This window comes from Microbispora hainanensis (assembly GCF_006874475.1).
GTDB lineage: Bacteria > Actinomycetota > Actinomycetes > Streptosporangiales > Streptosporangiaceae > Microbispora > Microbispora hainanensis.
Genome location: NZ_VIRM01000003.1, coordinates 46,027 through 69,999, shown reverse-complemented (window position 1 = coordinate 69,999; position 23,973 = coordinate 46,027). Strand labels below are relative to the sequence as shown.

The 23,973-nt window shown below is 72.4% G+C and carries 26 protein-coding genes; 15 read left to right on the top strand and 11 right to left on the bottom strand.

The window, feature by feature from the left end:
- Window positions 1–28: 28 nt before the first annotated feature.
- Both FLX08_RS03245 and FLX08_RS03240 read right to left on the bottom strand, forming a co-directional pair.
- A complete protein-coding gene (locus FLX08_RS03245; protein ID WP_142616680.1) occupies window positions 29–874 on the bottom strand; it encodes an ABC transporter permease in 846 nt (281 codons plus the stop codon).
- Between the two features lie 71 nt (window positions 875–945).
- Window positions 946–1,911 (bottom strand): helix-turn-helix transcriptional regulator, encoded by a 966-nt coding sequence (locus tag FLX08_RS03240; protein WP_142616679.1) that lies wholly within the window; start codon window positions 1,909–1,911, stop codon window positions 946–948.
- 88 nt (window positions 1,912–1,999) lie between these two features.
- Here FLX08_RS03240 and FLX08_RS03235 point away from each other — a divergent pair, with 88 nt between their 5' ends.
- The gene (locus FLX08_RS03235) at window positions 2,000–3,127 is read left to right on the top strand and encodes an epoxide hydrolase family protein (protein WP_142616678.1); all 1,128 of its coding nucleotides are present in this window, start codon (window positions 2,000–2,002) and stop codon (window positions 3,125–3,127) included.
- 33 nt (window positions 3,128–3,160) lie between these two features.
- Here the strand turns inward: FLX08_RS03235 and FLX08_RS03230 are convergent, their stop codons facing one another.
- A complete protein-coding gene (locus FLX08_RS03230) occupies window positions 3,161–3,751 on the bottom strand; it encodes a hypothetical protein (protein ID WP_208761238.1) in 591 nt (196 codons plus the stop codon).
- Window positions 3,752–4,033: 282 nt separating this feature from the next.
- Complete coding sequence (locus FLX08_RS03225) at window positions 4,034–4,309, bottom strand: hypothetical protein (protein ID WP_142616677.1); 276 nt, start codon at window positions 4,307–4,309, stop codon at window positions 4,034–4,036.
- Between the two features lie 516 nt (window positions 4,310–4,825).
- Here FLX08_RS03225 and FLX08_RS03220 point away from each other — a divergent pair.
- Entirely contained in the window at window positions 4,826–5,092 is a 267-nt protein-coding gene (locus FLX08_RS03220; protein WP_142616676.1) for a DUF4031 domain-containing protein, read from the top strand.
- A gap of 192 nt (window positions 5,093–5,284) precedes the next feature.
- Here the strand turns inward: FLX08_RS03220 and FLX08_RS03215 are convergent, their stop codons facing one another.
- From FLX08_RS03215 to FLX08_RS03185, 7 genes are all read right to left on the bottom strand, one after another.
- Window positions 5,285–5,902, bottom strand: a complete 618-nt coding sequence (locus FLX08_RS03215; RefSeq protein ID WP_142616675.1) for an HD domain-containing protein — start codon at window positions 5,900–5,902, stop codon at window positions 5,285–5,287.
- A 101-nt stretch (window positions 5,903–6,003) separates the two neighbouring features.
- A complete protein-coding gene (locus FLX08_RS03210) occupies window positions 6,004–6,657 on the bottom strand; it encodes a UbiX family flavin prenyltransferase (RefSeq protein ID WP_142616674.1) in 654 nt (217 codons plus the stop codon).
- A complete protein-coding gene (locus tag FLX08_RS03205) occupies window positions 6,654–7,493 on the bottom strand; it encodes an ABC transporter permease (protein ID WP_142616673.1) in 840 nt (279 codons plus the stop codon). Before FLX08_RS03205 ends, FLX08_RS03210 begins: the two co-directional genes overlap by 4 nt.
- The gene (locus FLX08_RS03200; RefSeq protein ID WP_142616672.1) at window positions 7,490–8,290 is read right to left on the bottom strand and encodes an ABC transporter ATP-binding protein; all 801 of its coding nucleotides are present in this window, start codon (window positions 8,288–8,290) and stop codon (window positions 7,490–7,492) included. Before FLX08_RS03200 ends, FLX08_RS03205 begins: the two co-directional genes overlap by 4 nt.
- Window positions 8,287–9,321 (bottom strand): ABC transporter substrate-binding protein, encoded by a 1,035-nt coding sequence (locus FLX08_RS03195; protein WP_142616671.1) that lies wholly within the window; start codon window positions 9,319–9,321, stop codon window positions 8,287–8,289. Before FLX08_RS03195 ends, FLX08_RS03200 begins: the two co-directional genes overlap by 4 nt.
- On the bottom strand, window positions 9,318–10,802 hold the full coding sequence (locus tag FLX08_RS03190) for a UbiD family decarboxylase (protein WP_167530255.1): 1,485 nt from the start codon (window positions 10,800–10,802) through the stop codon (window positions 9,318–9,320). Before FLX08_RS03190 ends, FLX08_RS03195 begins: the two co-directional genes overlap by 4 nt.
- 179 nt (window positions 10,803–10,981) lie before the next feature.
- A complete protein-coding gene (locus FLX08_RS03185) occupies window positions 10,982–11,740 on the bottom strand; it encodes an IclR family transcriptional regulator (RefSeq protein WP_142616669.1) in 759 nt (252 codons plus the stop codon).
- Window positions 11,741–11,979: 239 nt separating this feature from the next.
- On the opposite strand from FLX08_RS03185, the gene FLX08_RS03180 reads away from it, so the two are divergent.
- The 13 genes from FLX08_RS03180 (at window position 11,980) to FLX08_RS03120 (ending at window position 23,948) form a co-directional block, all read left to right on the top strand.
- On the top strand, window positions 11,980–13,257 hold the full coding sequence (locus FLX08_RS03180; RefSeq protein ID WP_142616668.1) for a flavin-dependent oxidoreductase: 1,278 nt from the start codon (window positions 11,980–11,982) through the stop codon (window positions 13,255–13,257).
- A 185-nt stretch (window positions 13,258–13,442) separates the two neighbouring features.
- Window positions 13,443–13,763 (top strand): ArsR/SmtB family transcription factor, encoded by a 321-nt coding sequence (locus tag FLX08_RS03175; protein WP_142616667.1) that lies wholly within the window; start codon window positions 13,443–13,445, stop codon window positions 13,761–13,763.
- A 106-nt stretch (window positions 13,764–13,869) separates the two neighbouring features.
- The gene (locus FLX08_RS03170) at window positions 13,870–14,772 is read left to right on the top strand and encodes an AAA family ATPase (RefSeq protein ID WP_142616666.1); all 903 of its coding nucleotides are present in this window, start codon (window positions 13,870–13,872) and stop codon (window positions 14,770–14,772) included.
- Complete coding sequence (locus FLX08_RS03165; protein ID WP_244312307.1) at window positions 14,765–15,967, top strand: vWA domain-containing protein; 1,203 nt, start codon at window positions 14,765–14,767, stop codon at window positions 15,965–15,967. Before FLX08_RS03170 ends, FLX08_RS03165 begins: the two co-directional genes overlap by 8 nt.
- Window positions 15,960–17,060: an XdhC family protein gene (locus FLX08_RS03160; RefSeq protein ID WP_142616665.1), complete on the top strand. Its 1,101-nt coding sequence runs from the start codon at window positions 15,960–15,962 to the stop codon at window positions 17,058–17,060. The genes FLX08_RS03165 and FLX08_RS03160 overlap by 8 nt, the downstream gene beginning before the upstream one ends.
- Window positions 17,057–17,632 carry a nucleotidyltransferase family protein gene (locus FLX08_RS03155; protein ID WP_142616664.1) on the top strand — a complete coding sequence of 192 codons (576 nt, stop codon included), beginning with the start codon at window positions 17,057–17,059 and terminating at the stop codon, window positions 17,630–17,632. Before FLX08_RS03160 ends, FLX08_RS03155 begins: the two co-directional genes overlap by 4 nt.
- A gap of 77 nt (window positions 17,633–17,709) precedes the next feature.
- Window positions 17,710–18,510, top strand: coding sequence for an SAM-dependent methyltransferase (locus FLX08_RS03150; protein WP_142616663.1), 801 nt, complete (start codon window positions 17,710–17,712; stop codon window positions 18,508–18,510).
- A gap of 95 nt (window positions 18,511–18,605) precedes the next feature.
- Window positions 18,606–19,640, top strand: coding sequence for an LLM class F420-dependent oxidoreductase (locus FLX08_RS03145; protein ID WP_142616662.1), 1,035 nt, complete (start codon window positions 18,606–18,608; stop codon window positions 19,638–19,640).
- Between the two features lie 140 nt (window positions 19,641–19,780).
- On the top strand, window positions 19,781–20,842 hold the full coding sequence (locus FLX08_RS03140; RefSeq protein ID WP_142616661.1) for an aminopeptidase P family protein: 1,062 nt from the start codon (window positions 19,781–19,783) through the stop codon (window positions 20,840–20,842).
- Window positions 20,843–20,867: 25 nt separating this feature from the next.
- On the top strand, window positions 20,868–21,428 hold the full coding sequence (efp, locus tag FLX08_RS03135) for an elongation factor P (protein WP_079318503.1): 561 nt from the start codon (window positions 20,868–20,870) through the stop codon (window positions 21,426–21,428).
- A gap of 1 nt (window position 21,429) precedes the next feature.
- Window positions 21,430–21,840 (top strand): transcription antitermination factor NusB, encoded by a 411-nt coding sequence (gene nusB / locus FLX08_RS03130; RefSeq protein ID WP_142616660.1) that lies wholly within the window; start codon window positions 21,430–21,432, stop codon window positions 21,838–21,840.
- A gap of 98 nt (window positions 21,841–21,938) precedes the next feature.
- Window positions 21,939–22,661 carry a class I SAM-dependent methyltransferase gene (locus FLX08_RS03125; protein WP_142616659.1) on the top strand — a complete coding sequence of 241 codons (723 nt, stop codon included), beginning with the start codon at window positions 21,939–21,941 and terminating at the stop codon, window positions 22,659–22,661.
- Between the two features lie 42 nt (window positions 22,662–22,703).
- Window positions 22,704–23,948 (top strand): DNA polymerase IV, encoded by a 1,245-nt coding sequence (locus FLX08_RS03120; protein ID WP_142616658.1) that lies wholly within the window; start codon window positions 22,704–22,706, stop codon window positions 23,946–23,948.
- The last annotated feature ends 25 nt before the right edge of the window (window positions 23,949–23,973 follow it).

Here is a 23,973-nt window from a genome sequence, read left to right as displayed (position 1 = left end):
CCGGTCACCGTGCTGTTCACCGTGCCACTCACCGGGACAGGAACTCGCGCCGCCATACCAGCGCCCTCCTTTCCAGCAGCCGGACCAGGGCGTCGGTGAGCAGGCCGAGCGCGCTGTAGACGAGCAGGCCGACCACGATCACGTCGGTGCGCAGGAACTCCCGCGCGTCGTTGATCATGTAGCCGAGGCCGGCGTCGGCGTTGATCTGCTCGGCCACGATCAGCGCCAGCCAGGCCACGCCGAGGCTCTGCCGCAGCCCGACGAGCGTCTGGGGGAGCGCGCCGGGCAGCACGATGTGCCGTACGAGCGCGGCCCGGCCGAGCCGCAGCGTACGGGCGACCTCGGCGAGCTTGCCGTCCACGCCCCGGATGCCCGCGAACGTGTTGAGGTAGAGCGGAAAGGAGACGGCGAGCGCCACCAGCAGCACCTTGGGCGTCTCCCCGATCCCGAACCAGAGGATGAACAGCGGGATCAGGCCGAAGAACGGCAGCGCCCGGAGCATCTGCATGATCGGGTCGACGGCGCTCTCACCGGCCCGGCTCAGCCCGGCGACCAGCGCGAGGCCGACGCCCGCGAGCGCGCCGGCGGCGAAGCCGAGGAGCACCCGTTCGAGGGACACCGTGATCGCCGTGGGCAGCGTCCCCAAGCCCACCAGGTCGAGCGCGGTCGCGGCGATCTGCGACGGGGCGGCGAGCAACCGGGCGGGCAGCAGCCCGAGCGTGCTGGCGAGCTGCCACAGCAGCACGACGACGAGGGGGCTGACCCACCTGTGCCACCCCCTCCGCGGACCGCGAGCCGTGGCGGAGCGGGGACGCGGCCGGGGACCCGCCCGGACCGCGCCGCCTAACTCGCCCTGGAGTTCGACGACGGACATGGACACACCTCGCTGTTGACGACGAAGGATTCGCCACCAGAGTTGCCCGTATTTCCTACCAAGTCAATAGGTTAATTGCCGAGTGCCGAGGCGTGAGCGGCGCGCGTGCTCAGCGCACGCAGATACGCCCGCAGCTCCGGCGGCTCGTGCACCGCGAACTCGCAGCCGAGCATGAGCAGGCGCGACGCGAGCCACTCCAGGGTGTCGGCCCGCCCGCGCAGGCGGCAGCTGTGGTCGTCGATCGGCTCGACGCTCCCCGCGGCGGCGCCGAGCCGGCGTGCCGCCTGACCGGCCGGCAGGCGTAGCGTCGCCACCACCTCGTAAACCGGCGCGGACGAGTGCAGTGTGGCGGTGACGAACTCGGCCGGGTCCTGGTCCGGCGGCACGCGTCCCGGGAACCGTACGCCGGTCGGATGGGGGTCGCCGATCCGGTCGGCGCGGAAGATCCGCCAGTCGTCGCGGTCGTTGTCGAACGCCATGAGATACCACCGGCGTCCGGAGGCGACCAGGCGGTACGGCTCGGTCAGGCGCCTGGTCTCGGCGCCGTCCGCGGACCGGTAGGCGAAGCGCAGCCGCTCGCGGTTGGCGGCGGCTCCGGCGAGCACCGTCAGGGTCCGCGGATCCACCGACGGCTCGGCTCCGGCGAGCATCGGGACGGTCGCGGCGGCGAGCGAGCTCACCCGGTGCCGCAGCCGCGACGGCAGCACCTGCTCCAGCTTGGCCAGGGCCCGCACGGACGCCTCGTCGATGCCCTCCACCGGGTGCGCGGCGGCCGTACGCAGGCCGACGGCGATGGCCACCGCCTCCTCGTCGTCGAGCAGCAGCGGCGGCATCGCGGCGCCCGCGGCGAGCCGGTAACCGCCCACCGCGCCCATCGTCGCCTGAACCGGATATCCCAGCTCGCGCAGGCGGTCGACGTCGCGGCGGATGGTCCGGGGGCTGACTCCCAGACGCTCGGCCAGCTCGCTCCCCGGCCACTCGCGGGGAGTCTGCAGCAGCGACAGCAGGCCGAGCAGCCGTGCGGACATGTCACTCATGGACCAAGCATGCCCGGTCAACTAGGACAGTCCATGACCTACTTGGCTCCTAACGTCGATCCCGTCATCGCGACCCACTGGGAGAGACATGAGCCCCGAGATCCGCCCTTTCCGCATCGAGATCGCGCAGGCCGACCTGGCCGACCTGAACGACCGGCTGGACCGCGCCCGCCGGCCCCGTGAGCTGCCCGGCGACGGCTGGAGCCGTGGCGTCCCCACCGCGTTCCTCCGTGAGCTCGCGCGCCACTGGCGCGAGGAGTACGACTGGCGCGCGCACGAGGCGCGGCTGAACGAGTTCCCGCAGTTCATGACCGAGATCGACGGTCAGGAGATCCACTTCCTGCACGTGCGCTCCGCCGAGCCCGACGCCCTGCCGCTCGTCCTCACGCACGGCTGGCCGAACTCGTTCCTGGAGTTCACCGAGCTCATCGGCAGGCTCACCGACCCCGGTGCGTACGGCGGGGGCCGGGCGTTCCACGTCGTGGTGCCCTCCCTGCCGGGCTTCGGCTTCTCCGCACCGCCGCGCGGCACCGGCTGGACCGCGGCGCGCGTGGCGCGCACCTGGGCCGGGCTGATGCGTCGTCTCGGTTACGAGCGGTACGGCACGCAGGGCGGGGACTTCGGGGCCTACGTCGCCCCGGAGCTGGCCAAGGCGGCACCGGACAACGTCGTCGGCGTCTACGTCGTCAGCGGTCTCGGTTTCCCCACCGAGAAGGACCTGCCGGAGATGACCGAGGACGAGCGGGCGGCCTATGCCGGGCTGATGGAACAGGACTGGATGAACGGCGTCGACCACCACGGTCTGCTGCGCGCGGCGCCGCAGACGTTCACGTACGGCTGGCATGACTCACCGGTCGCGGCACTGGCCTGGATGGCCCAGAAGTTCCACGAGTTCAACGCCTCCGGCAAGCCTCTTGAGGAGGTGATCGACCGGGATCTGTTCCTGACCAACGTGAGCCTCTACTGGTTCACCGGGACGTTCGGGACGTCGGCCTGGCCCTACTACGAGAGCACCGGCTTCGCCTGGCCGGAGGGCCAGACGGCGGCGCCGACCGGCGTCTACAGCGGACCGCCCGGCATCCGCCGGTTCGCGGAGCGGCACAACACGATCCTCCACTGGCCGGAGGACAACCCGGGCGGCCATCACTTCATCGCGATGGACCGGCCGGATCACCTCGCCGCCGACATCCGCGCGTTCTTCTCCAAGGTGAGCTGACCGGTCCGGGCCGGCGGCGTCGTCACCCACGGCTCACCCGGGGATGGTGACGTTCTGCTCCTTGAACTTGTAGCCGGTCCTCAACGCGTCGCGCTGCAGGCCGTCGATCGAGCTCTTGCCTGCGGCGATGTCGGCCGGCGTGGCGGTGCCGTCGTGCAGCTTGCCTGCCAGCGTCTTGAACCGGGAGCTGACGCCCTCGACGGCCTTGCACAGGGCCGGATTGGCCCTGGCGAAGCGCTTGGCGACCTTCAACTGGTGCAGGGCGAAGACGCCGGCGATCGCGGCCTTGGCGATCGTGCGCTTGCGCTTGTCGGCCCCGGCCTTGAAGCCGCCGCTGCGCAGCGGTTTGTAGATGTAACGGTGAAAGGCGCCGAGCGCGAGACCCGCGTGCAGCGCGAACCGCGTCTTGGCGAACTTCTTGACGTTTCCGCCGGTCGGGCATGGTGAGTTGTCCTCGGTCTCGGCGGCGGTCGGCGTGGCGACCGCCGCCGGGCCGGCCCCCGCGGCGCCTCCGGACATCGGGACGACCGCGGTCGTGCCGCCGCCGCAGCCGACGAGCAGCGCCGCCGTCAGCACGGCCGCCGCCGCGAGCGCGGTAACGGACCGGACGGTTCGTGCAGCCATCGTCTTCCCCCCGTGACCCATGGCTCCTGTGACCCCTGGCTCCCGACGGTTGCCGTCCAGATGGCGAGTATGCGGGCTTTTGCCGGGCCGGGGCACTTTCCATGCCGTGGCCGGACGGACATTTTGGGGCCGCCGCACCTTTGGCATGACGAAAGCGCGGGACATGCGGGCGAAGCCGCCGGGGAATCCGGCCCGGCCCGGTGCGGCGCATCGTGTCGACGTAGATCCCGTGTCGGCGGAAACCCGGGGCGGGGCCATTCCGAGGCCGGCCCGGCCCGTCATTCATCGATCCCTGCCAATCGCCGCGCCGGGATTCGCATCGGCTTTTCCCTGGATCATGCGCGATGGCGGGCGATGGGCTGGACGCCTCCCGGAGGGGATCCGGACAATGAGGGAGAAAAGGCCTGAACAGCCGCGCCGCGGCTTGATGGAGAGGAGAAAGGTCATGCGAGGTGGGCGATTGAGCATCATCGTCGGCTCGGCGCTGCTCGGCACGATCGCGCTCTGGCCGGCTGCGGCGTCTCCGGCGTCGGCCGGCGTGGACGGCGCGACCGTCACGCGGGCGGCTCCCGGTGATGCCTATACGAATCCGAAGCCGCCCAGGTGCACTTATCGATGCACAAACCATCGCAAGTTCAAATGCTGTCCCAAATGTAAGCGCGTTCCCGGGAAGTGCTAGGAGGTGATCTCCGCCGGGGTGGTCCTTGGGGGATTTCCGGTGCGTTCTCCGGCGATCTGTCTTCCCGCCCGGAATTCGCGCTAATCCGCGCTGAATTCGCCCGGAATCCGTGCTGAGACCGCACCGCATCCGCACTGATTCCGGTCCGAATCCGAGCTGATTCCGCTTCGAATTCGCTCCGGATCCGCTCTGATTCCGGATCTGGTTCCGGATCTGGTTCGGGGGTTCCTCGGTCCCGGCGTCGGCTGCCGTATCGGAGGGGACGGGCGGCGGGGTGGCGGGCGGGGCCGAGGACTATGCTCACCCGGGACGACACGGGGGGACACCCCCCGGACCCGCGGCGCGGTGGGTGATCCGCCGCCGCGGGTCACCCGACGGGCCCGGGGGAGGGGCGCATGGCGGTGCTGATCGACCGGCCGAACTGGCCGGGACCCCGGGGCCTGCTGTGGTCCCATCTGGTCAGCGACTGCTCGCTGGAGGAGCTGCACGACTTCGCCCGCCTGCTCGGCGTGCCCGAGCGCGCCTTCGACCGGGACCACTACGACGTGCCGGAGACGGTCTACGACCGGGCCGTGTTCCTCGGTGCCGAGCCCGTCGGCAGTCAGGAGCTGGTGCGCCGCCTGCGCGCGTCCGGCCTGCGCCGTCCGAAGACCCGCACCTGATCTACATCGTAAAGGCGCCCGGCCGGCATCAGATCGCGTGAACGTGCACGGGGCAGCGGCTCGAAACCCGGGCAGCGGCTCCAAACCCGGGCAGTGACATCGGTCTGCGGGGCCTGATCCGGCTGCGGCTTCCAACCCGGCCTGGCGGTCACTCGCGCGACTCGCACGCGATCCGCCGCCTGGGCGTGCCGATCAGAGAAGACCGGCCAGCTCGGCGGCGACGTTCTCACGGGCCCGCGCCTCCCACAGGTCCCGGCCCACGGGAGTGCCGAACAGGCGGGGCTTGCCGAGCAACTCCCGCAGCACCCCGGCACGTCCGACCCGGAACGCCTCGTCCGGCACGTGCCGATACTCCTCGCGTACGGCTCTCGCGTACGTCTCGTAGGCGCCGGGCGGAGCCGCGAGGATCGCCAGGTCGGCGTCGCACAGGACGGCCGCGTTCCTGTCGCCGGGCTCGTAGGCGTGCCCCGCCGTGAGCCGCACGAGCCGGGCCACCTCGCGCACCCGCTCCGCGGGCAGGCCGCAGGCGGGCAGCCGGGCCTGGGCGAGCTGGGCGCTGCGCTCCTCGTCCCACCAGGGCCGCCCCTCGTAGACGGCATCGTGGAACCACGCCGCCAGCCGTACGGCGTCGGCGTCCCCGGCCTGGGCGGCGAGCGGCTCGATCGCGGCCAGGACCGCCCGCAGGTGGGCCGTGGTGTGGTAGCGCCGGTGCGGTTCGGCCCAGCGGGCCTCCAGCTCTGCCGCGAGCGCCCGCCCGGCGGGCGAGCCGGTGAGGCAGCCGGGCCGGGGCAGGCTCCGATCGTCGGTCATGTGCCGAACCTAAACCGTGCCGAACCTAAACCGTGCCGAACCTAAACCGTGCCGAACCACCCGCTCGTCCGGGCTCCCACCGGAACCCCTGGGCCGGCGGGTCACCAGCCGGGACGTCCGAGCGCGGTGGCCGGGTCCGCGTCGCCGGGCTGCTCCTGGCCGCCGGTACGCGTCGCCGAGGCGGGAGTCCCCTGCCACGGCGGCGCGCCGGGCACGTGCACGCCGATCAGCGACAGCGCCCGGGCCACGATGTGGTCCACCACGTCGTCCAGCGACTCCGGATTGGAGTAGAAGGCCGGCATCGGGGGCGCGATGATCGCGCCGATCTCGGTCGCGGTGACCATCGCCCGCAGGTGTCCCAGGTGCAGCGGCGTCTCGCGCACGCACAGCACGAGCCGGCGGCGTTCCTTGAGGGTCACGTCGGCGGCCCGCACCAGCAGGTTCTCCGACACCCCCGAGGCGATGGCGCCGAGCGTCTTGACGCTGCACGGGATGACGATCATCCCGTCCACCGGGTAGGAGCCGGACGCGATGGAGGCGCCGATGTCGCGGAAGTTGTGCACCACCTCGGCGTCGAACGCGGCGTCCGGCATCTCGTACGCCGCCGTGCGCCGGGCGGCGGGGCTGACGATGAGGTGCCGTTCGACTCCCGCCGCGCCGAGCAGCTGCAGCGTCCGTACGGCCAGGGCCGTGCCGGTCGCGCCGGAGACGCCGACGACGACCCGGCGCGGTGCGCCGGCGATCGGGGTGTTCATCGCGAGCCTCCCGCGATCGACCGGTTCCAGGGGGCCAGCCGCCGCTCGATCAGGCCGATCAGCCCGGTCAGTGCGACCGCGGCGGCCATCAGCACGACGACCGCGGCGAACATGCGGTCGGGCTGGAAGCTGTGCCCGGCGTCCACGATGACCCCGCCGACGCCGCCGATCGCGGTGAAGAACTCGGCGATCACGATGCCGACCACGGCCTTGCCGATGCCGATCCGCAGCCCGGTCATGATCGACGGGATGACGGACGGGATCACGATCTGGGTGAGGATGCGCGGCTGCGAGGCGCAGAAGACGGTGCCGACCTCGATGAGGGTGCGCGGCACGTGCTGCACGCCGTTCCAGGTGTTGATGGCGATGGCGAAGACCGTCATGGTCATCACCATTGCGGCCTTGACCGCGAAGCCCAGGCCGAACCAGAGCATGAAGACCGGGGTGAGGGCGATCATCGGCATCGCGTAGCCCGCGATGACCAGCCAGCCGATCGCCGCCTCGACGACCCGGAACCGGCCGATGAGCAGGCCCAGCGGCACGCCGGCCACGATGGCCAGCACGTAGCCGGTCAGGAAGGGCTGGGCGCTCTCCCACACCGCCGTGAGCAGCGTGCCGTCCGCGATCATGCTGATCAGCGCCCTGAGCACGGCGCTGGGCGGCGCGGCCAGGATCGGGTCGACCTGCCGGGCGGCGATCTCCCAGATGGCCAGCAGGACGACCACGCCGGCGGCGGTGACGAGGCGGTCACGGCCGCTGCGGCGCTGGGATCGGATCTTCCTGGACAGCGCGGTCTCGTCGTCGGTGGGCGCCGCCTGCTCTGCCAGGGCGGTCATGCGGACACTCCATCCTGCTGCCGGATCTCGCGGCCGTGCACGAGTTGCAGCAGCTCGTGGCGGCGCTGGGCGAACTCCGCGGAGTCGCGGCGCTCGTCGAGGGACGTGGAGCGGCCGAAGGCGGTGTCGAGCACCCCGTGCACCCGGCCGGGGTCGGGCACGAGGGTGACCACGCGGTCGGCGAGCAGCACGGACTCGTCGATGTCGTGACTGACGAAGATGATGGTCTTGCCGGTGCGCTCGTGGATCTCCAGCAGCTCGCCCTGCATCTTCTCCCTGGTCTGCGCGTCGAGCGCGGAGAAGGGCTCGTCCATGAGCAGCACGGCGGGGTCGATGGCGAGCGCGCGGGCGATGCCGACCCGCTGCCGCATGCCGCCGGACAGCTCGTGCGGGCGGCGGTTCGCGGCGTGCGTCAGCCCGACCAGCTCGATCGCCCGTTCGGCGGCCGCCCGCCGTTCCGCCTTCGGCAGGCCGCGGGCCTCCAGGCCGAACTCGACGTTGGCGAGCGCGGTGCGCCAGGGCAGCAGCTCCGCGTTCTGGAAGACGATGCCCCGGTTGGGCCCGCAGCCGCGCACCGGATCGCCGTCCACCTTCACCATGCCGGAGGTCGGGTGCTCCAGGCCCATGATGATCCGCAGCAGGGTGGTCTTTCCGCACCCGCTGCGCCCGGTCAGGGCCACGATCTCCGAGCGGCGCACCTGGAACGTCACGTCCCGCAGCGCGTGCACCTCGCGCCCTTTGTCGTCGACGAAGACCTTGGACACACCCTGTACGTCCACCGCGAGGTCGTCGCTCATCGGCTGTCTCCGTAGTAGTTCGAGGGGACCTCGCCGAGCTGGCCGACGGCCTTCTGCCGGTAGCTGTCGTCCACCAGCGGGTCCACCGGGATCGCCGTCGTGGCGATGCCGAGCTTCACCTGGAGGTCGGCGAGATACTTGATCTGCTTGACCGGGATCTCGCCGTTCATGGCCAGGTAGCCGCCGTCGTGGAACTCCTTGTACGTCTCGGAGATCATCGGATCGTTCGCCGCCACCTTCAGGGTCTTGGCGGCCAGCGCCTTGGCCTCGTCCGGATGCCCGTCGGCATAGCGGATGCCCTCGACCAGGCCGGCGATGAGACCGGTGACCGCGTCGCCCTTCGCCTGGAGCACGTCGTCCCTGGTGATCAGCGCGTACCGGGGGAAGTCGGGCACCACGTCCTTGGCCCGGGCGAGGAGGTTGACGCCGTCCTTGGCGGCCTGCGCCGTGTAGTCCAGCGGCGCGGAGGCGGCCTGCACCTGCCCGGAGACCACGGCCTTGTAGCGGTCGGACGACCCGCCCGAGTTGACGAGCTTCACCGAGGACGGGTCGACGGACGACTGGAGCATCATGGCCTTGGCGACCACCGCCGGCAGGCCGGTCGGGGTGGAGATGGCGAGCGTGGCGCCGGACAACGCGGACATGGAGGCGAGGTCGCTCTTGCCATAGATGGCGTAGTTCTGGCCCGGCATGGTGGACCCGACGAACTTGAGCTTCGCGCCCTTCTGCGACGCGAGCAGCGCCTCGCTCGGGTTGCCCTGGATCACGTCGACCTGCTTGGCCAGCAGCGCGGGGAAGGCCTGTGCGGCGCTCTTCAGCTGGACGACCTTGACCGTGACGCCGTGCTTGGCGAAGAAGTTCTTCTCCTGCCCCATCAGCAGATAGCCGGAGTCGGCGCCGGGCTCGTAGATGCCGTAGGTGATGGTGGCGCCGTCCTCGGAGGCGGCGGAGTCGTCGCCGCCGCACGCGGCGACGCCGAGGGCGAGGGAGGCGGTCACCGCGACGACCGCGGCCAGGCGGAACCTGATCATTGTGCTTCCTCCTGTCGGGGGGATGAGGAGCCGAGTCCCGCCAGGACGCCGGCGAACTTGCGCGCGACCTGTTCGCGCAGCTCCGGGCTCGCCTCGGCGACGGGCGGGAACTCCTTGATGCGGTCGTACGGGCGGACGGCCATGATGACGGCCCGCGAGTTGTGCGTCTGGCCGTGCGGGATGCGCGGGTCGAGCGGCCCGCTCCACGCCCGGCGGATGATCTCGATGTCGTCGACCGGGTCGCACCGGGTGGACATGGCCCACAGCACGTCGAACATGTCGGTCGGGTCGATGTCCTCGTCCACCACGACGACGAAGCGCCCGAGGTAGGAGCCGGACTGGCAGGAGGCCGCGAGCAGCCCGGCCTGCTTGGCGTGGCCGTCGTAGGCCTGCTTGACGGAGATGACGTTGAACAGCCGGGCCGCCCCCGCCTCGTGGCACCAGACGCCCTGCACGCCGGACAGCCCGGCCCGCTCGACCTCGTCCCAGATCATGCCCGCCTTCATCACGCACTTGCTGTACGAGAAGTTCGAGGGGGGCCTGATGGGGGAGGCGACGGTCACGATGGGGTCGTTGCGGTGGTAGACGCGGCGGACGCGCACCACGGGCTGGTCCGAGCGGCCGCCGGCGTAGTAGCCGGTGAACTCGCCGAACGGCCCCTCGGGCGCGACGTCGCCCGGATACATCTCGCCTTCGAGCACCAGCTCGGCCCGGGCGGGCATGGGCAGCCCGTGCAGCTCGGAGGCCACCACCTCGAACGGCATGCCGCGGTGCCCGCCCGCGTAGTCGTACTCCGACAGGCCGTAACGCAGCTCGTTGCCGGAGGCGAGGAAGAGCAGCGGGTCGTGGCCGCAGGAGATCAGCACCGGGCAGGGCTCGCCGCGGGAGAAGTACTTCTCCCTGATCTGCCTGCCCTGCTTGCCGGGGGACATCCACAGGCCGACCCGGTCGGGGCCGTGCACCATGCTCCGGTAGGTGCCGATGTTGACCCAGCCGTCGTCGGGGTCGCGCATGGTGACCAGGTCGTCGGTGCCGATGTAGCGCCCGCCGTCCCGTTCGTGCAGGAGCGGCGCGACCAGCGCGGTCACGTCCACCTCGTCGTCGCGCAGGATGTTCTCCAGCACCGGGCCGTCGTCCACGGTGACCGGGGGGATGGGCTGGTGGGTCTTCATCCGGTCGCGGTACGCGCGCACGACGTCGAGCGGATGGCCGGGCGCCGGGAGGCCGAGGGTGAGGGCGAGCCGTCCGGCCGAGTTGGTGGCGCCGGAGAAGGCGCGGTGGCCGGGCTTGGCGCCCACGAGGTCGTCGAAAAGGACGGCCGGGCCGCCCTCGCCACCGCGGTGCGCGATGAGCTCGATGAGGGTGCCGAGCTCGAGGTGGGGGTCGACACCGCCGAGCCGTACCAGCTGACCGGACCGGTCGATCCGCTCGATCAGCTCGCGCAGGTCGGCGTGGGGAGCGTCGTAGTCGTTGTAGCTCACCGGCGCCACCTGCGCGAAAGCATGCTGAAGTGACCGTTTTGATGCAGAATCATGACAGGTATCCGTCTCATGGCACAGCGTCCGGATCGTTTCGTGCCAGAAGTTACGGTGCGTTTTCACAAAAGGGAATCACGCGGCCATAGATTCTGCACAGCGCAACAAATCAGCCCGCAGCGCGGTCACAGATCCTGGCTGATTCCCTCGGCGGCGGCGCGCAGCAGGGGGAGCATGGTGTGCAGGTTTCCCTGCGTCATGCGCTGGTGGGGCAGGCTGACCGCGAGCGCGGCGAGCGCGCGGCCGAGATGGTCGCGCACGCAGACGGCCACCGCGTCCAGCCCGGCGGCGCTCTCCTCGTGATTCACCCCGTAGCCGAGGTCGCGCACACTGCGCAACTCCGCTCGCAGGGCGTCGGGGTCGGTGATGGTGCGGTCGGTGACCCGGGTGAGGCCGTCGGGGAACAGCGCGAGCACCTCGTCGTCGGGCAGTTCGGCGAGCAGGACCTTGCCGCCCGAGGTGCTGTGGGCGGGCAGCAGCGTGCCGGTGCGCGACGACACCCGCAGCGGCCGGTCGCCCTCCACGCCGTCGATGAACCGGGCGCCGTTGCCCTCCAGCACGATCAGGTTGATGGTCTCGTGCAACTCGGCCGCCAGCCACTCCATGTGCCGCCTGGCCTTGCGGCGCACGTCGAGCCCGCCGACCGCCGTCAGCCCGATCTCCACCACGACCCGGCCGGCGCGGTAGGCCTTCGTGACCCGGTCCTGGGCGACGAATCCGCGGTGCGCCAGCGTGAGCAGCAGCCGGTGGGCCGTGGAGCGGGCGACGTCGAGCTCGTCGCTGACGTCGGTGACCCGCACCTCCCCCCGGTCTCTGATCATGAGCAGGATCTGCAGCGCTTTGTCCACCGAGCCGATGGCGTAAGGGGGGAGAGTGTCAGGCATGTTGTTCTGTATAACAGAAAAGTCGCCCCAAATGCGTCTGTAGTGCACAACATGATGGCAGCATGTGCTCGGCGCCGGACCAGGCGCCGCCCCACCGCGAGGCCGTCGTCATCGCTCGCCGCGACCCGGACCGCCTGATGCGCGGACCTGCCGGGACGGAACCGCCGGCACCGGCACATTCCCCCCGCCCGACGGCCCTACAGTCCGACAGCCCGACAGCACAGGAGCCAGGAGTCCTCATGCCGCCACGGTCCCTCCCCGATCCCGCAAGCCTCCCGGTCGAGGAAGAGGTCCTCATCGTCGGCGCCGGCATCGCCGGCCTGGTGCTCGCCCTCGAACTGCACGACGCCGGGATCGGCTGCCGCGTCTACGAGGCCGTGCCCGATCTCGGTGCGCTGGGCGTCGGCATCAACCTGCTGCCGCACTCCACCCGCGTCCTGCACCGGCTCGGCCTCGGCGACGCGCTGGCCGAGGCCGGCGTGGTCACCAGGGAATCGGTGTTCTTCAACCGCTTCGGCCAGCTCATCTACCGGGAGCCGTCCGGCCGCTACGCCGGTTACGACCATCCGCAGTACTCGATCCATCGCGGCGACCTCCAGGCGGTCCTGCTCGCGGCGGTGCGGGAGCGGATCGGCGCGGACGCCGTGGTGCTCGGCCACCGGTGCGCCGGAGCGGAGCAGGACGAGAACGGCGTGACCGCCCACTTCACCGGTCCCGGCGGCGACCCGCTGCCGTCCGTACGGGCCCGGGTGCTGGTCGGCTGCGACGGCATCCACTCGGTGCTGCGCAAGCAGCTCCACCCGGACGAGGGCACGCCACGCTATTCGGGCATCAACATGTGGCGGGGCGTGACCAAGGGCCGTCCGTTCCTGTCCGGGGCCAGCATGGTGCGGGCCGGCTGGATCGACCGGGGCAAACTCGTCGCCTATCCCATCAGGAACCTGCCCGACGGCGACCAGCTCATCAACTGGGTCGTCGAGATCCAGACGCCCCGGCACCTGCAGCGCGACTGGAACCGGCGCGGCGCCCTGGAGGACTTCATCGGGGCCTTCGAGGACTGGCACTTCGACTGGCTCGACGTGCCGGCGATGATGCGGGCCTCCGAGACCGTTCTGGAATATCCGATGGTCGACCAGGACCCCCTGGACCACTGGAGCGAGGGCCGGATCACCCTGCTCGGCGACGCCGCCCACCCGATGGTGCCGCGCGGCTCCAACGGCGCCGGCCAGGCGATCCTCGACGCGCAGGCGCTGCGCACCCATCTGAGCGGCACGTCCGGCACGGTGGCCGCGCTGCGCGCGTACGAGGCGGAACGGCTGCCCGCGACCGCGCAGGTCGTGCTGGCCAACCGCAGCATGCCGCCGGACGTGATCATCCGCGAGGTGTGGCAGCGGACCGGCGACCGGCCCTTCGAGTCCATCGACGACGTGATCAAGGTGGAGGAGCTGGCCGCGATCTCCCAGCGATACAAGGAGATCGCGGGCTACTCCGCCGAGGCCCTGCGCGGCCAGCGCTGAGCCGGATCGGGCCGCGCGGGCCGCACGCTCGGCGGCTATGAGCAGGACGAAGACCGGCGTCGCCGGGGTGGCGGTGCGCCGCGTTCCGAGCGTTCCGAGCGTTCCGAGCGTTCCGAGCGTTCCGAGCCGTTCCGAGCCGTCACGCAGTACGGCGCGGCGCGCGATAGTTCGACTACTATCGAACTATGCCTGGAGCCCGGGACCTCCCGCACCCCGACGCCGCGAGCCTGGTGCTGACCGACGTGCTGTTCGCGCTGAGCGACCCCTCGCGGCTGGCGCTCGTACGGCGGCTCGCGCAGGGGCCGCTGGAGGTGGCCGCGTGCCAGCCCGCGGGGGGAGAGGTGCCGAAGTCGACGCTGTCGCACCACCTGAAGACCCTCCGCGAGGCCGGTGTCGTCCGCAACGTCCCCGAGGGCAGGCAGCGATACGTGAGCCTGCGCAGGGAGGACCTGGACGACCGCTTCCCCGGCCTGCTGGACGCCGTGCTCGGCACCGCTCCGGAGTAGGACCGGACGGGTCTGTGCGATCGTGGTGACGCGGCCCCGCCTGACCCGTCCGGCTTTGGTGGATTCGGCCAGAGCCTCGCGGAACGCCGCCACGTAGCCTGGCCGTGTGCTGCGGCGGACGACCACGATCTCGGACCTCGACGCGCCGGCGACGCTGGCGGAGTTGCTCGACCATCACGACTACCTGGCCGACGAGGGCGTGACGATCGCGGCCTACCTCGCCCTGAAGATGGGCAGGCCGCTGTTCCTGGAGGGCGAGGCGGGCGTCGGCAAGACCGAGCTGGCCAAGACGCTGGCGGCGATCCTCGGCGCGCCGCTGATCAGGCTGCAGTGCCACGAGGGGCTCGACGCGGCGCAGGCCCTGTACGACTGGGACTTCCCCCGGCAGCTCCTGCATCTCAAGGCGGCCGAGGCGGCGGGCGCGGCCGACGTCGCCGCGCTGGAGGGCGAGATCTACGACCGGCGGTTCCTCATCGCGAGGCCGCTGCTGCGGGCCCTGGAGACGCAGCCCGGCGTGCTGCTGGTGGACGAGATCGACCGGGCCGACGACGAGTTCGAGGCGTTCCTGCTGGAGGTGCTGTCCGACTTCACGATCTCGGTGCCGGAGATCGGGACGATCCGGGCGGCGACCCCGCCGGTCGTCGTCCTGACCTCCAACCGGACCCGCGAGGTGCACGACGCGCTGAAACGGCGCTGTCTGTATCACTGGCTGGAGCACCCCGGGTTCGACCGGGAGGTGGCGATCCTGCGGCGGCGCCTGCCCGGATGCGCGGAGCGGCTCGCGGCCGACGTGGCGCGGACGGCGGGCCGCATGCGCGAGGCCGGCCTGGTCAAGCCGCCGGGCATCGCCGAGACCCTCGACTGGGCCGAGGCCCTGCTCACGCTCGGCGCGGTGGAGCTCGATCCGGCCCTGGCCGCCGCGACGCTGGGCGCGGTGCTCAAGCACCGGGAGGACCAGGAGACCGTCCGTGCCCGGGGGCTGCTCACACCGGACGGCGGCCGTGGCTGACGACGCCGCCGTGACCGGGCGGGGCGGAAGCGGCCGTCCCCATGACCCGCCCGCGCCGCCCGGCGGCCCGGAGCCGGTCGCGGTGCTGACCGGGTTCGCCCGCACGCTGCGGGCGGCGGGGGTCGCGGCCGACCACCATCGCACGCAGACCTTCCTGGCGGCGCTCGGCCATCTCGACGCCGCCGACGGGCGGGACGTCTACTGGGCGGGCCGTCTCACCCTGTGCGCCGGGCCCGACGACCTGGTGCGCTACGAGCGCTGCTTCGCGGCCTACTTCTCCGCCGCCTCCGCCCCGCCGCACCGCGTACGCGCGATGACCGTGTCCGTGACCCGCCCGGTGGCGTCGCCGTACGGCGGCGGGGAGCCGGAACCGGCGGGCGAGGCGGGTGCGCCCCCGGCCACGGCGAGCGAGATCGAGGTGCTGCGGCGCCGGGACGTCGCGCGGATGAGCGAGGCCGAGCGGCGGGAGGTGCACCGCCTGCTCGCGCTGCTGCGCGGTGCGCGGCAGCCGCGCAGGACGCGCCGTCACCGCCTGTCGCCCCACGGCGGCGCGATCGACGCGCGGCGCACGGTCAGGGAGATCCTCCGGCACGGCGGGGAACCGGCGCGGCTGCGCCGCCGCGTGCGCAGGGACCGGCCGCGACGGGTCGTCATGCTCGTGGACGTCAGCGGCTCGATGGCCGCCTACGCCGACACGCTGCTGCGCTTCGCCCACGCGCTGGTGCGCGCGGAGCCGCGGGCGACCGAGGTGTTCAGCATCGGCACGCGGCTCACCAGGATCACCGCCGCGCTGCGCCACCGCGACCCCGGCCACGCCCTGGACGAGTGCTCGGCGGCCATCCCTGACTGGAGCGGCGGCACCCGGCTGGGGGAGGAGGTGCGGGCGTTGCTGCGCCTGCCCGACCCCCGGGGGGCGATCGTCGTGATCGCCTCCGACGGATGGGAGCGGGGCGAGGCCGGCCTGCTGGGCGCGCAGATGGCCCGGCTGTCGCGGCTGGCCCGCCGCGTCGTGTGGGTCAACCCGCACAAGGGCGACCCGGCGTACCTGCCGCTGACCGCGGGCATCCGCGCGGCGCTGCCCTATGTCACGGACTTCGTCGCGGGGCACAGCCTGGCCGCGTACGAGGAACTGGCCGCGCTGCTGGCCGGCGACCGGCCCGTGCGGGCCGCGGGGAGGGGAGGGGCCGATGCGTGACGTGCTCGACCAGGTGCTGCGCTGGTGGGAGCAGGGGCGGCGGTTCGGCCTCGCCACCGTCGTCGGCACCTTCCGCAGCGCGCCGCGCCCGCCCGGCGCGGCGATGGCCGTCCTCGACGGCGAGGCGGCCGGCAGCGTGTCGGGCGGCTGCGTCGAGGGGGCGGTCTACGAGCTCGCCGCGCAGGTCGTCGCCACCGGGACGCCGGTGCTGGAGCGGTATGGCGTGAGCGACGACGACGCCTTCGCGGTCGGCCTCACCTGCGGCGGGATCATCGACGTGTTCGTGGAGCCGGTCTCCAGGGAGGACTATCCGCAGCTCGGAGAGGTCGCCGCGGACGTCGCGGCGCGGCGGCCGGTCGCCGTGGCCACGATCGTCGCGGGCCCCGGCCGCGTGGGGGCGCGCCGCGTGGTCTGGCCGGACCGGGCGGCGGGCTCGCTCGGCTCGGCCCGGCTCGACGACGCGGTGGACGACGACGTGCGCGGCATGCTCGCGCAGGGGCTGACCGGCGTGCGGCGCTACGGCCCCGAGGGCGAGCGGCGGCTGGACGACCTGCGGGTGTTCGTGCAGTCGTTCGCGCCGCCGCCGCGCATGCTGGTCTTCGGCGCGATCGATTTCGCCGCGGCCGTCGCGCGGATCGGGCGCTTCCTCGGCTACCACGTGGTGGTGTGCGACGCGCGGCCGGTCTTCGCCACGGCCAAGCGGTTCCCGGAGGCCGACGAGGTCGTGGTGGCCTGGCCGCACGACTATCTGTCCGGCGTCGAGGTCGACGAGCGCACCGTGATCTGCGTGCTCACCCACGACCCGAAGTTCGACGTGCCGCTGCTGGAGGTGGCGCTGCGCACTCCCGCGGCGTACGTCGGGGCGATGGGGTCGCGGCGCACGCACGAGGACCGGCTGGCGCGGCTGCGCGAGGCGGGCCTGACCGAGGACGAGCTGGCCCGGCTGAGATCGCCCATCGGGCTCGACCTCGGGGCGCGCACGCCGGAGGAGACGGCCGTGTCGATCGCGGCCGAGCTGATCCGGCTGCGCTGGGGCGGCAGCGGCAGGCCGCTCAGCGAGACGTCGGGGCGCATCCACGGCGAGTCGCGGTGAGCGGCGCGGCGGTCGCCGGGCTGCTGCTGGCCGCCGGGGGCGGCAGCCGGCTCGGCGGGCCGAAGGCGCTGGTGGAGTTCGAGGGGGAGCGGCTCGCCGACCGCGGGGTGCGGCTGCTCGCCGAGGGCGGGTGCCGGCCGGTGCTGATCGTGCTCGGGGCCGCCGAGGTGCCGGTCGCGGGTGCGGTCGTCGTCCGCAATCCCGGGTGGGCGTCCGGCATGGGATCGTCGCTGCGGGCCGGGCTGCGCGCGCTGCCGCCGTCCGCCCCCGCCGTGGTGATCGCGCTGGCCGACCAGCCGCTGGTGCGGCCCGAGGCGGTGCGCCGGCTGATCGCGGCGTTCGAGGCGGGCGCCCGGGTCGCCGTCGCGGCGTACGGCGGGGCGCCCCGCAACCCGGTGCTCGTCGCGCGCGAGCACCTGGCGGAGGTGGCGGCGCTCGCCGAGGGCGACGTGGGCGCGCGGCCCTTCCTGCGCACGCATCCCGAACTGCTCACGGCCGTGCCCTGCGACGACGCGGGCGACCCCGCGGACGTCGACACACCGGCCGACCTGCGCCGGCTCCGCGAAGGGTGATTCGCCCGATTCGCCGCCAATGGTGAGCTCCGTCACAATGATCGCGAAAGCAGTCCGGCCGAGCAGGGAGCGTGGTCATGACGGAGCAGGCGCCCGGCGGATTCGACGTCACTCAGCCCAACGTCGCCCGCATGTACGACTACTACCTGGGCGGCAAGAACCACTTCCCGGCCGACCGGGCGGCGGCCGAGCGGATCGTCGAGCTGTCCAAGGGGCACGTACGGGAGGCCGTGCGGGAGAACCGCGCGTTCCTCGGCCGGGCCGTGCGCTACCTGGCGGCCGAGTGCGGTATCCGCCAGTTCCTCGACCTCGGCGCCGGGCTGCCGACGCAGGGCAGCGTCCACGAGATCGCGCTGAAGGAGGCCCCCGACTCGCTCGTGACGTACGTGGACAACGACGCGGTGGTGGCGGCGCACGCGCGGGCCCTGCTGGAGGGCGATCCGCGGGTGCGCTTCCTGGAGGGCGACCTGCGCGGGCCCGAGGAGATCGTCGCCGCGGCGTCGGCGGCCGGTCTCGCCTTCGACCGGCCCGTCGCGCTGCTGCTGGTGGCCTGCCTCCACTTCGTGCCGGACGAGGAGGACCCGGAGGGGATCGTCGCGGCCTACCGTGAAGTCCTTCCCTCCGGAAGCCACGTCGTCATCTCGCACGCCTGCTCCGACCCGGTTCCGGAGGCGATGGCCGCGGCGGGCGGCGTGTACGGCAGGGCCAACGCGCCCTTCGAGGCCAGGCCGGCGGCGCGGATCGCCCGGTTCTTCGACGGGTTCGACATGGTCGAGCCGGGCACGGTGCCGCTGAACGAGTGGCGCCCCGAGCCCGACGCGCTGCCGTTGCGCGGCGGCTTCCTGCCGGTGCTCGGAGGCGTCGGCCGCCGCCCCTGACAGTGGTCACGGCCCTTCCGGCTGGCTAGCCTTGGGACCCGAGTACGGAACATCATTCGGTTACTGGCGGGTTCACGCGCGGAAGGACGAAGCGGATGCGGATCGGGATGGCCCTCAACTATTCGGGGGGCTTCAAGGAGACCGTCGCCGAGCTGGCCGACTACGAGAAGGCCGGGCTCGACATCGTGTTCGTGGCCGAGGCGTACAGCTTCGACGCCGTCAGCCAGCTCGGTTACATCGCGGCGAGGACCGAGCGGCTGCAGATCGCCTCGGGCATCCTGCCGATCTACTCCCGCACGCCGGCCCTGCTGGCCATGACGGCCGCCGGTCTCGACTACGTCTCCGACGGGCGGTTCACGCTCGGCATCGGCGCATCGGGCCCGCAGGTGATCGAGGGCTTCCACGGCGTGCCGTACACCGCGCCGCTCGGCCGCACCCGCGAGGTGATCGAGATCTGCCGCAAGGTCTGGCGGCGCGAGCGGCTGGAGTATTCCGGCAAGCACTACACGCTGCCCCTGGAGGGCGGCACCGGCCTCGGCAAGCCGCTCAAGCTGATCAACCACCCGGTGCGCGAGCGCGTCCCGATCGTCATCGCCGCCATCGGGCCGAAGAACGTGGAGCTCGCCGCCGAGCTGGCCGAGGGCTGGGAGCCGATCTTCTACATGCCGGAGAAGGCCGGCGAGGTGTGGGGCCCCTCGCTGGCCGCAGGTCGCGAGCGCAGGGATCCCGCTCTCGGCGAGCTGGACGTGATCGCGCAGGCCGTGCTCGCGATCGGCGACGACGTCGAGGGCGTGCTGGAGCTGGGCCGTTCCATGGCCGCCCTCTACATCGGCGGCATGGGCGCCAAGGGCAGGAACTTCTACAACGACCTGGCCCGCCGCTACGGCTACGAGAAGGAGGCCGAGCAGATCCAGGACCTCTACCTGGAGGGCAGGAAGAAGGAGGCCGAGGCGCTGGTGCCCAGGGAGCTGCTGGAGCGCGTGTCCCTGGTCGGCCCGGAGGGCCACGTGCGGGAGCGGCTGGCCGCGCTGCGCGAGGCCGGGGTCACCACGCTGAACGTCGCCCCCATCGCCCCCACCCACGAGGAGCGCGTCAAGCTCATCGAGAAGATCAAGGGCATGGCCGCCTGAGCCGCCCCCCGGTCCGGCGGCCTCCTCGCGCCCGCGTGCCCGGCGGCCCGCCCTGCCCGACGATTCCCGGCGGGCTCCGGCCCGGCGGCCGCCTCGGCTCCGGCGTGTGAGGGACGCCGGGCGGGCGTAGAGTCCGGGGCGTGACGTACGAATCCCGCCGCGCGCGGCTGGCCGCGGCCCTCTCCGGGCACGAGGCGGCCGCCGCCCTGGTCACCTGGCCGGTCAACGTCCGTTACCTGACCGGCCTGAGCAGCTCCAACGCCGCCGTGCTCGTCACCGCGACGGGTGAGGCCGCGCTCGCCACCGACTCGCGCTACCTGGAGACGGCCCAGGCGGTGTGCGCGGGCGTCGAGGTGACGGAGGAGCGCGACGTCGCGGGGGCCCTGCTCGGCCGCGTGCCCCCCGCGGCGCGGATCGCGGTGGAGGCCGACCACATGCCGGTGGGGCTGTTCCAGCGGCTGGCCGCCGGGCACGCCGGCCTCCATCCGGCCGGCGGCCTGGTGGAGGCCGTCAGGGCCGTCAAGGACGAGGGGGAGATCGCCGCGCTGCGCCGCGCCTGCGCGATCACCGACGAGGCGTTCTCGCTGGTCGTGGAGCGCATCGCCCCCGGCGTCACCGAGCGGGAGATCGCCCGGTGGCTGGAGGCCGCCATGGTCGAGCTCGGCGCGGACAAGCCGGCCTTCGACTCCATCGTGGCGAGCGGCCCCAACGGCTCGATCCCGCACCACTCGCCCTCGGACCGGCCGGTCGAGCGGGGCGACCTGGTGACCATGGACTTCGGCGCCCGCTACGACGGCTACCACGCGGACATGACCCGCACGGTCGCGGTGGGCCCGCCCGCCCCCTGGCAGCGCGACCTCCACGACCTCGTACGGCAGGCCCAGCGCGCGGGCCGCCACGCCGTACGGGCGGGGGCGACGGCGCACGAGGTGGACGCCGCGGCGCGCGACGTGATCGCCGAGGCGGGTCACGCCGAGCGGTTCGGCCACGGGCTGGGTCACGGAGTCGGGCTGGAGATCCACGAGCTGCCGTTCCTGGGCCCTGGCAGGACCGGTAGACTAGAGGATCGAGTTCCGATCACCGTCGAGCCGGGGGTCTATCTTCCGGGCAGGGGCGGTGTGCGCATCGAGGACACGCTGGTGACGCGTGCTGACGGGCCGGAGCTTCTCACACTGACGACCAAGGAGCTGCTCGTCCTGTAGGGCAGCCGCACGCGGGAGACGCTACGTGGCGACGACGAACGACCTGAAGAACGGACTCGTGCTCAAGCTCGACGGTGGGGAGCTGTGGACCGTTGTCGAGTTCCAGCACGTCAAGCCGGGTAAGGGCGGCGCGTTCGTCCGCACCAAGCTCAAGAACATCCTGTCCGGCAAGGTCGTGGACAAGACCTTCAACGCCGGCGTGAAGGTCGACGTGGCGAACGTCGACAAGCGTGACATGCAGTACTCCTACCTCGACGGCGACGACTTCGTGTTCATGGACACCGAGACCTACGACATGGTCAACGTCCCGCGCGACGTGGTGGGCACCGCGGCCAACTACATGCTGGAGAACACGACCGCGACCGTCGCCTTCAACGAGGGCAACCCGCTGTACGTCGACCTCCCGGCGGCCGTCGAGCTGACGATCTCGCACACCGACCCGGGCCTGCAGGGCGACCGCTCCACCGGCGGCACCAAGCCCGCCACCCTGGAGACCGGCGCCGAGATCAAGGTCCCGCTCTTCATCACGACCGGTGAGAAGGTCAAGGTCGACACTCGCACCGGCGAGTACCTCGGTCGGGCCTGACGTGTCGGCTCGGGGGAAGGCCCGCCGCCGCGCGCTGGACGTTCTCTTCGAGGCCGAGGCCCGGCAGCTGAGCCCGCTCGACGTGCTCGCCGAGCGGGTCGAGCGGGCGGACCCGCCGGTCAACGAGTACACCTCCTTCATCGTCGAGGGCGTGGTCCGCCACCTGGACCGCATCGACGAGCTGATCTCGACGTACGCCGAGGGCTGGACCCTGGAGCGCATGCCGGCCGTGGACCGCAACATCCTGCGCGGCGGGACCTACGAGATGCTGTGGTCGGAGGAGGTTCCGGAGGGCGTGGTCATCAGCGAGTGGGTGCACCTGGCCGCGGAGCTGTCGACCGACGAGTCGCCGCAGTTCGTCAACGGGCTGCTGGCCCGCTTCAAGCAGCTCAAGCCCTCGCTTTCGCTCTGACCCCACGGCCCCTCGGCCCGACCACAGCCCGGCGTCCCGGGCGGCTCGGGCGGTCCGGGAGGCCGACAGCTCCGAGAGGCCCGACAGGGAGGCCGCAAGTGCGTGACGCCACACGCCGCGCCGTCGTCTGGGAGGCGCTGCGCGCGCTCCTGGCCGAACGGACGGCCGCCACCGGGCGCGACACCCTCGACATCGTCGACGCCGGCGGCGGCACGGGCGGTTTCGCCGTGCCGCTGGCCACGCTCGGGCACGCCGTGACCGTGGTCGACTCGACCCCCGACTCGCTGGCCGCGCTGGAGCGCCGGGCCGCCGAGACGGGCGTCGGCGTGAAGGGCCTGCAGGGCGACGCCGCCGACCTCGGCGACCTGCTGGAGCCCGGCAGCACCGACCTGGTGCTGTGCCACAGCGTGCTGGAGTACGTCGAGGACCCGGCGGGTGCGCTGGGCGCGGTCGGCGGCATCCTGCGTCCTGGCGGAGTGGTGAGCGTGCTGGCCGCCAGCTCGGTCGCCGCGGCGGTCCACCGCTCGCTGGCAGGTCACTTCGACGAGGCGCGCCGGGTTATGTCCGACCCGGCGGGCCGCTGGGGCGACCGCGACCCCACGCCGCGCCGCTTCTCCCGCGAGACGCTGGGCGAGCTGCTGTCCGGCGCCGGGTTCACGGTCGGAGAGGTGCAGGGCGTGCGGATCTTCGCCGACCTCGTGCCGGGCATGCTGGCCGAGAGCGACCCCGAAGGCCTCGTGGCGCTGGAGCGGGCGGCGGCCACCCACCCCGTGCTCCGCGACATCGCCACTCAGATCCACGTCATCGCCTACCGCCAGTAGAAAAGATGTTCGCATAGCGCGGTGGTCGGGTAGGGTGACCTCATGTCCCGGAACCAGCTGCTGCCTCGGGATCCGTCGCCACCGCCGGACGGCCCGGCCGACGACAGCGGCTGCCCCATCCTCCACGTGGACATGGACGCCTTCTACGCCAGCGTCGAGTTGCTCGACCGTCCGGAGCTGCGGGGCACCCCGGTCATCGTCGGCGCCACGGGCGCGCGCGGGGTCGTGCTGAGCGCCACCTACGAGGCCCGCAGGTTCGGGGTCCACTCGGCGATGCCGATGACCCGGGCCCGGCGCATCTGCCCGCAGGCCACGGTCATCCCGCCCCGCCACGCCGCGTACGCCGAGGTGTCCCGCGGCGTGATGGAGATCTTCAAGGCGATCACCCCCGAAGTGGAGCCGATCGCCTCCGACGAGGCGTTCCTCGACGTCGGCGGGGCCCGCCGCAGGCTCGGCAGCCCCGCGGCCATCGCCCGCATGATCCGCGCCCAGGTGGCCGAGCGTTTCGGCATCACCTGCTCGGTGGGGGTGGCGAGCACGAAGTTCGTGGCCAAGCTCGCCTCGCGCCAGTGCAAGCCGGACGGCCTGCTCGTGGTCCCGGCCGACCGGGTCGTCGAGTTCCTGCACCCGCTGCCCGTCGCCGCCCTGTGGGGCGTGGGAGAGCGCACCGAGCAGGCCCTCGTACGGCTCGGCATCCGCACCGTGGGCGACCTGGCCCAGGTGCCGGCGGCGACGCTCCAGCGCGAGTTCGGCGCCGTCGGCGCGCACCTGGCGGCCCTGGCCTGGGGGCGCGACGAACGCCGGGTGGTGCCGCACGCGCCCGACAAGAGCATCGGCAACGAGGAGACATTCCCGCACGACGTCGACGACCCCGAGACGATCAGGCGTGAGCTGCTGCGGCTGTCGGAGCGGGTCGCCGCGCGCCTGCGGGCCGGCGGGCATGTCGGCCGCACGGTCAGCGTCAAACTCCGACGATCCGACTTCACGACCATCACCCGGTCGCGTACGCTGCGCGAGGCGACCGACGTCGCGAAGGAGATTTTCGACACATCATGCGAGCTCTACGAGGCCGCCGGGCTGGAGCGGGTGCGGTTGCGGCTGGTCGGCGTGCGTGTGGAGAACCTGATCCCGGCCGCCGCGGCGACGCGTCAGCTCGGCCTGGGAGAGCGGGAGACCGGCTGGCGGGAGGCCGAACAGGCGATGGACCGGGCGGCCCGCCGTTTCGGCCCGGACGCGGTGAAGCCGGCATCGCTTGTTCGGCGTCCGTTTGGTCCAATAGGTCTATGACGTCACCTCCGGTTTGGACCGCGTT

Bases quoted from the DNA above. Each gene is read 5' to 3' on its own strand.
- FLX08_RS03245 (WP_142616680.1), bottom strand. From the start codon at position 874: ATGTCCGTCGTCGAACTCCAGGGCGAGTTAGGCGGCGCGGTCCGGGCG.
- FLX08_RS03240 (WP_142616679.1), bottom strand. From the start codon at position 1,911: ATGAGTGACATGTCCGCACGGCTGCTCGGCCTGCTGTCGCTGCTGCAG.
- FLX08_RS03235 (WP_142616678.1), top strand. From the start codon at position 2,000: ATGAGCCCCGAGATCCGCCCTTTCCGCATCGAGATCGCGCAGGCCGAC.
- FLX08_RS03230 (WP_208761238.1), bottom strand. From the start codon at position 3,751: ATGGCTGCACGAACCGTCCGGTCCGTTACCGCGCTCGCGGCGGCGGCC.
- FLX08_RS03220 (WP_142616676.1), top strand. From the start codon at position 4,826: ATGGCGGTGCTGATCGACCGGCCGAACTGGCCGGGACCCCGGGGCCTG.
- FLX08_RS03215 (WP_142616675.1), bottom strand. From the start codon at position 5,902: ATGACCGACGATCGGAGCCTGCCCCGGCCCGGCTGCCTCACCGGCTCG.
- FLX08_RS03210 (WP_142616674.1), bottom strand. From the start codon at position 6,657: ATGAACACCCCGATCGCCGGCGCACCGCGCCGGGTCGTCGTCGGCGTC.
- FLX08_RS03205 (WP_142616673.1), bottom strand. From the start codon at position 7,493: ATGACCGCCCTGGCAGAGCAGGCGGCGCCCACCGACGACGAGACCGCG.
- FLX08_RS03200 (WP_142616672.1), bottom strand. From the start codon at position 8,290: ATGAGCGACGACCTCGCGGTGGACGTACAGGGTGTGTCCAAGGTCTTC.
- FLX08_RS03195 (WP_142616671.1), bottom strand. From the start codon at position 9,321: ATGATCAGGTTCCGCCTGGCCGCGGTCGTCGCGGTGACCGCCTCCCTC.
- FLX08_RS03185 (WP_142616669.1), bottom strand. From the start codon at position 11,740: ATGCCTGACACTCTCCCCCCTTACGCCATCGGCTCGGTGGACAAAGCG.
- FLX08_RS03180 (WP_142616668.1), top strand. From the start codon at position 11,980: ATGCCGCCACGGTCCCTCCCCGATCCCGCAAGCCTCCCGGTCGAGGAA.
- FLX08_RS03175 (WP_142616667.1), top strand. From the start codon at position 13,443: ATGCCTGGAGCCCGGGACCTCCCGCACCCCGACGCCGCGAGCCTGGTG.
- FLX08_RS03160 (WP_142616665.1), top strand. From the start codon at position 15,960: ATGCGTGACGTGCTCGACCAGGTGCTGCGCTGGTGGGAGCAGGGGCGG.
- FLX08_RS03150 (WP_142616663.1), top strand. From the start codon at position 17,710: ATGACGGAGCAGGCGCCCGGCGGATTCGACGTCACTCAGCCCAACGTC.
- FLX08_RS03145 (WP_142616662.1), top strand. From the start codon at position 18,606: ATGCGGATCGGGATGGCCCTCAACTATTCGGGGGGCTTCAAGGAGACC.
- FLX08_RS03120 (WP_142616658.1), top strand. From the start codon at position 22,704: ATGTCCCGGAACCAGCTGCTGCCTCGGGATCCGTCGCCACCGCCGGAC.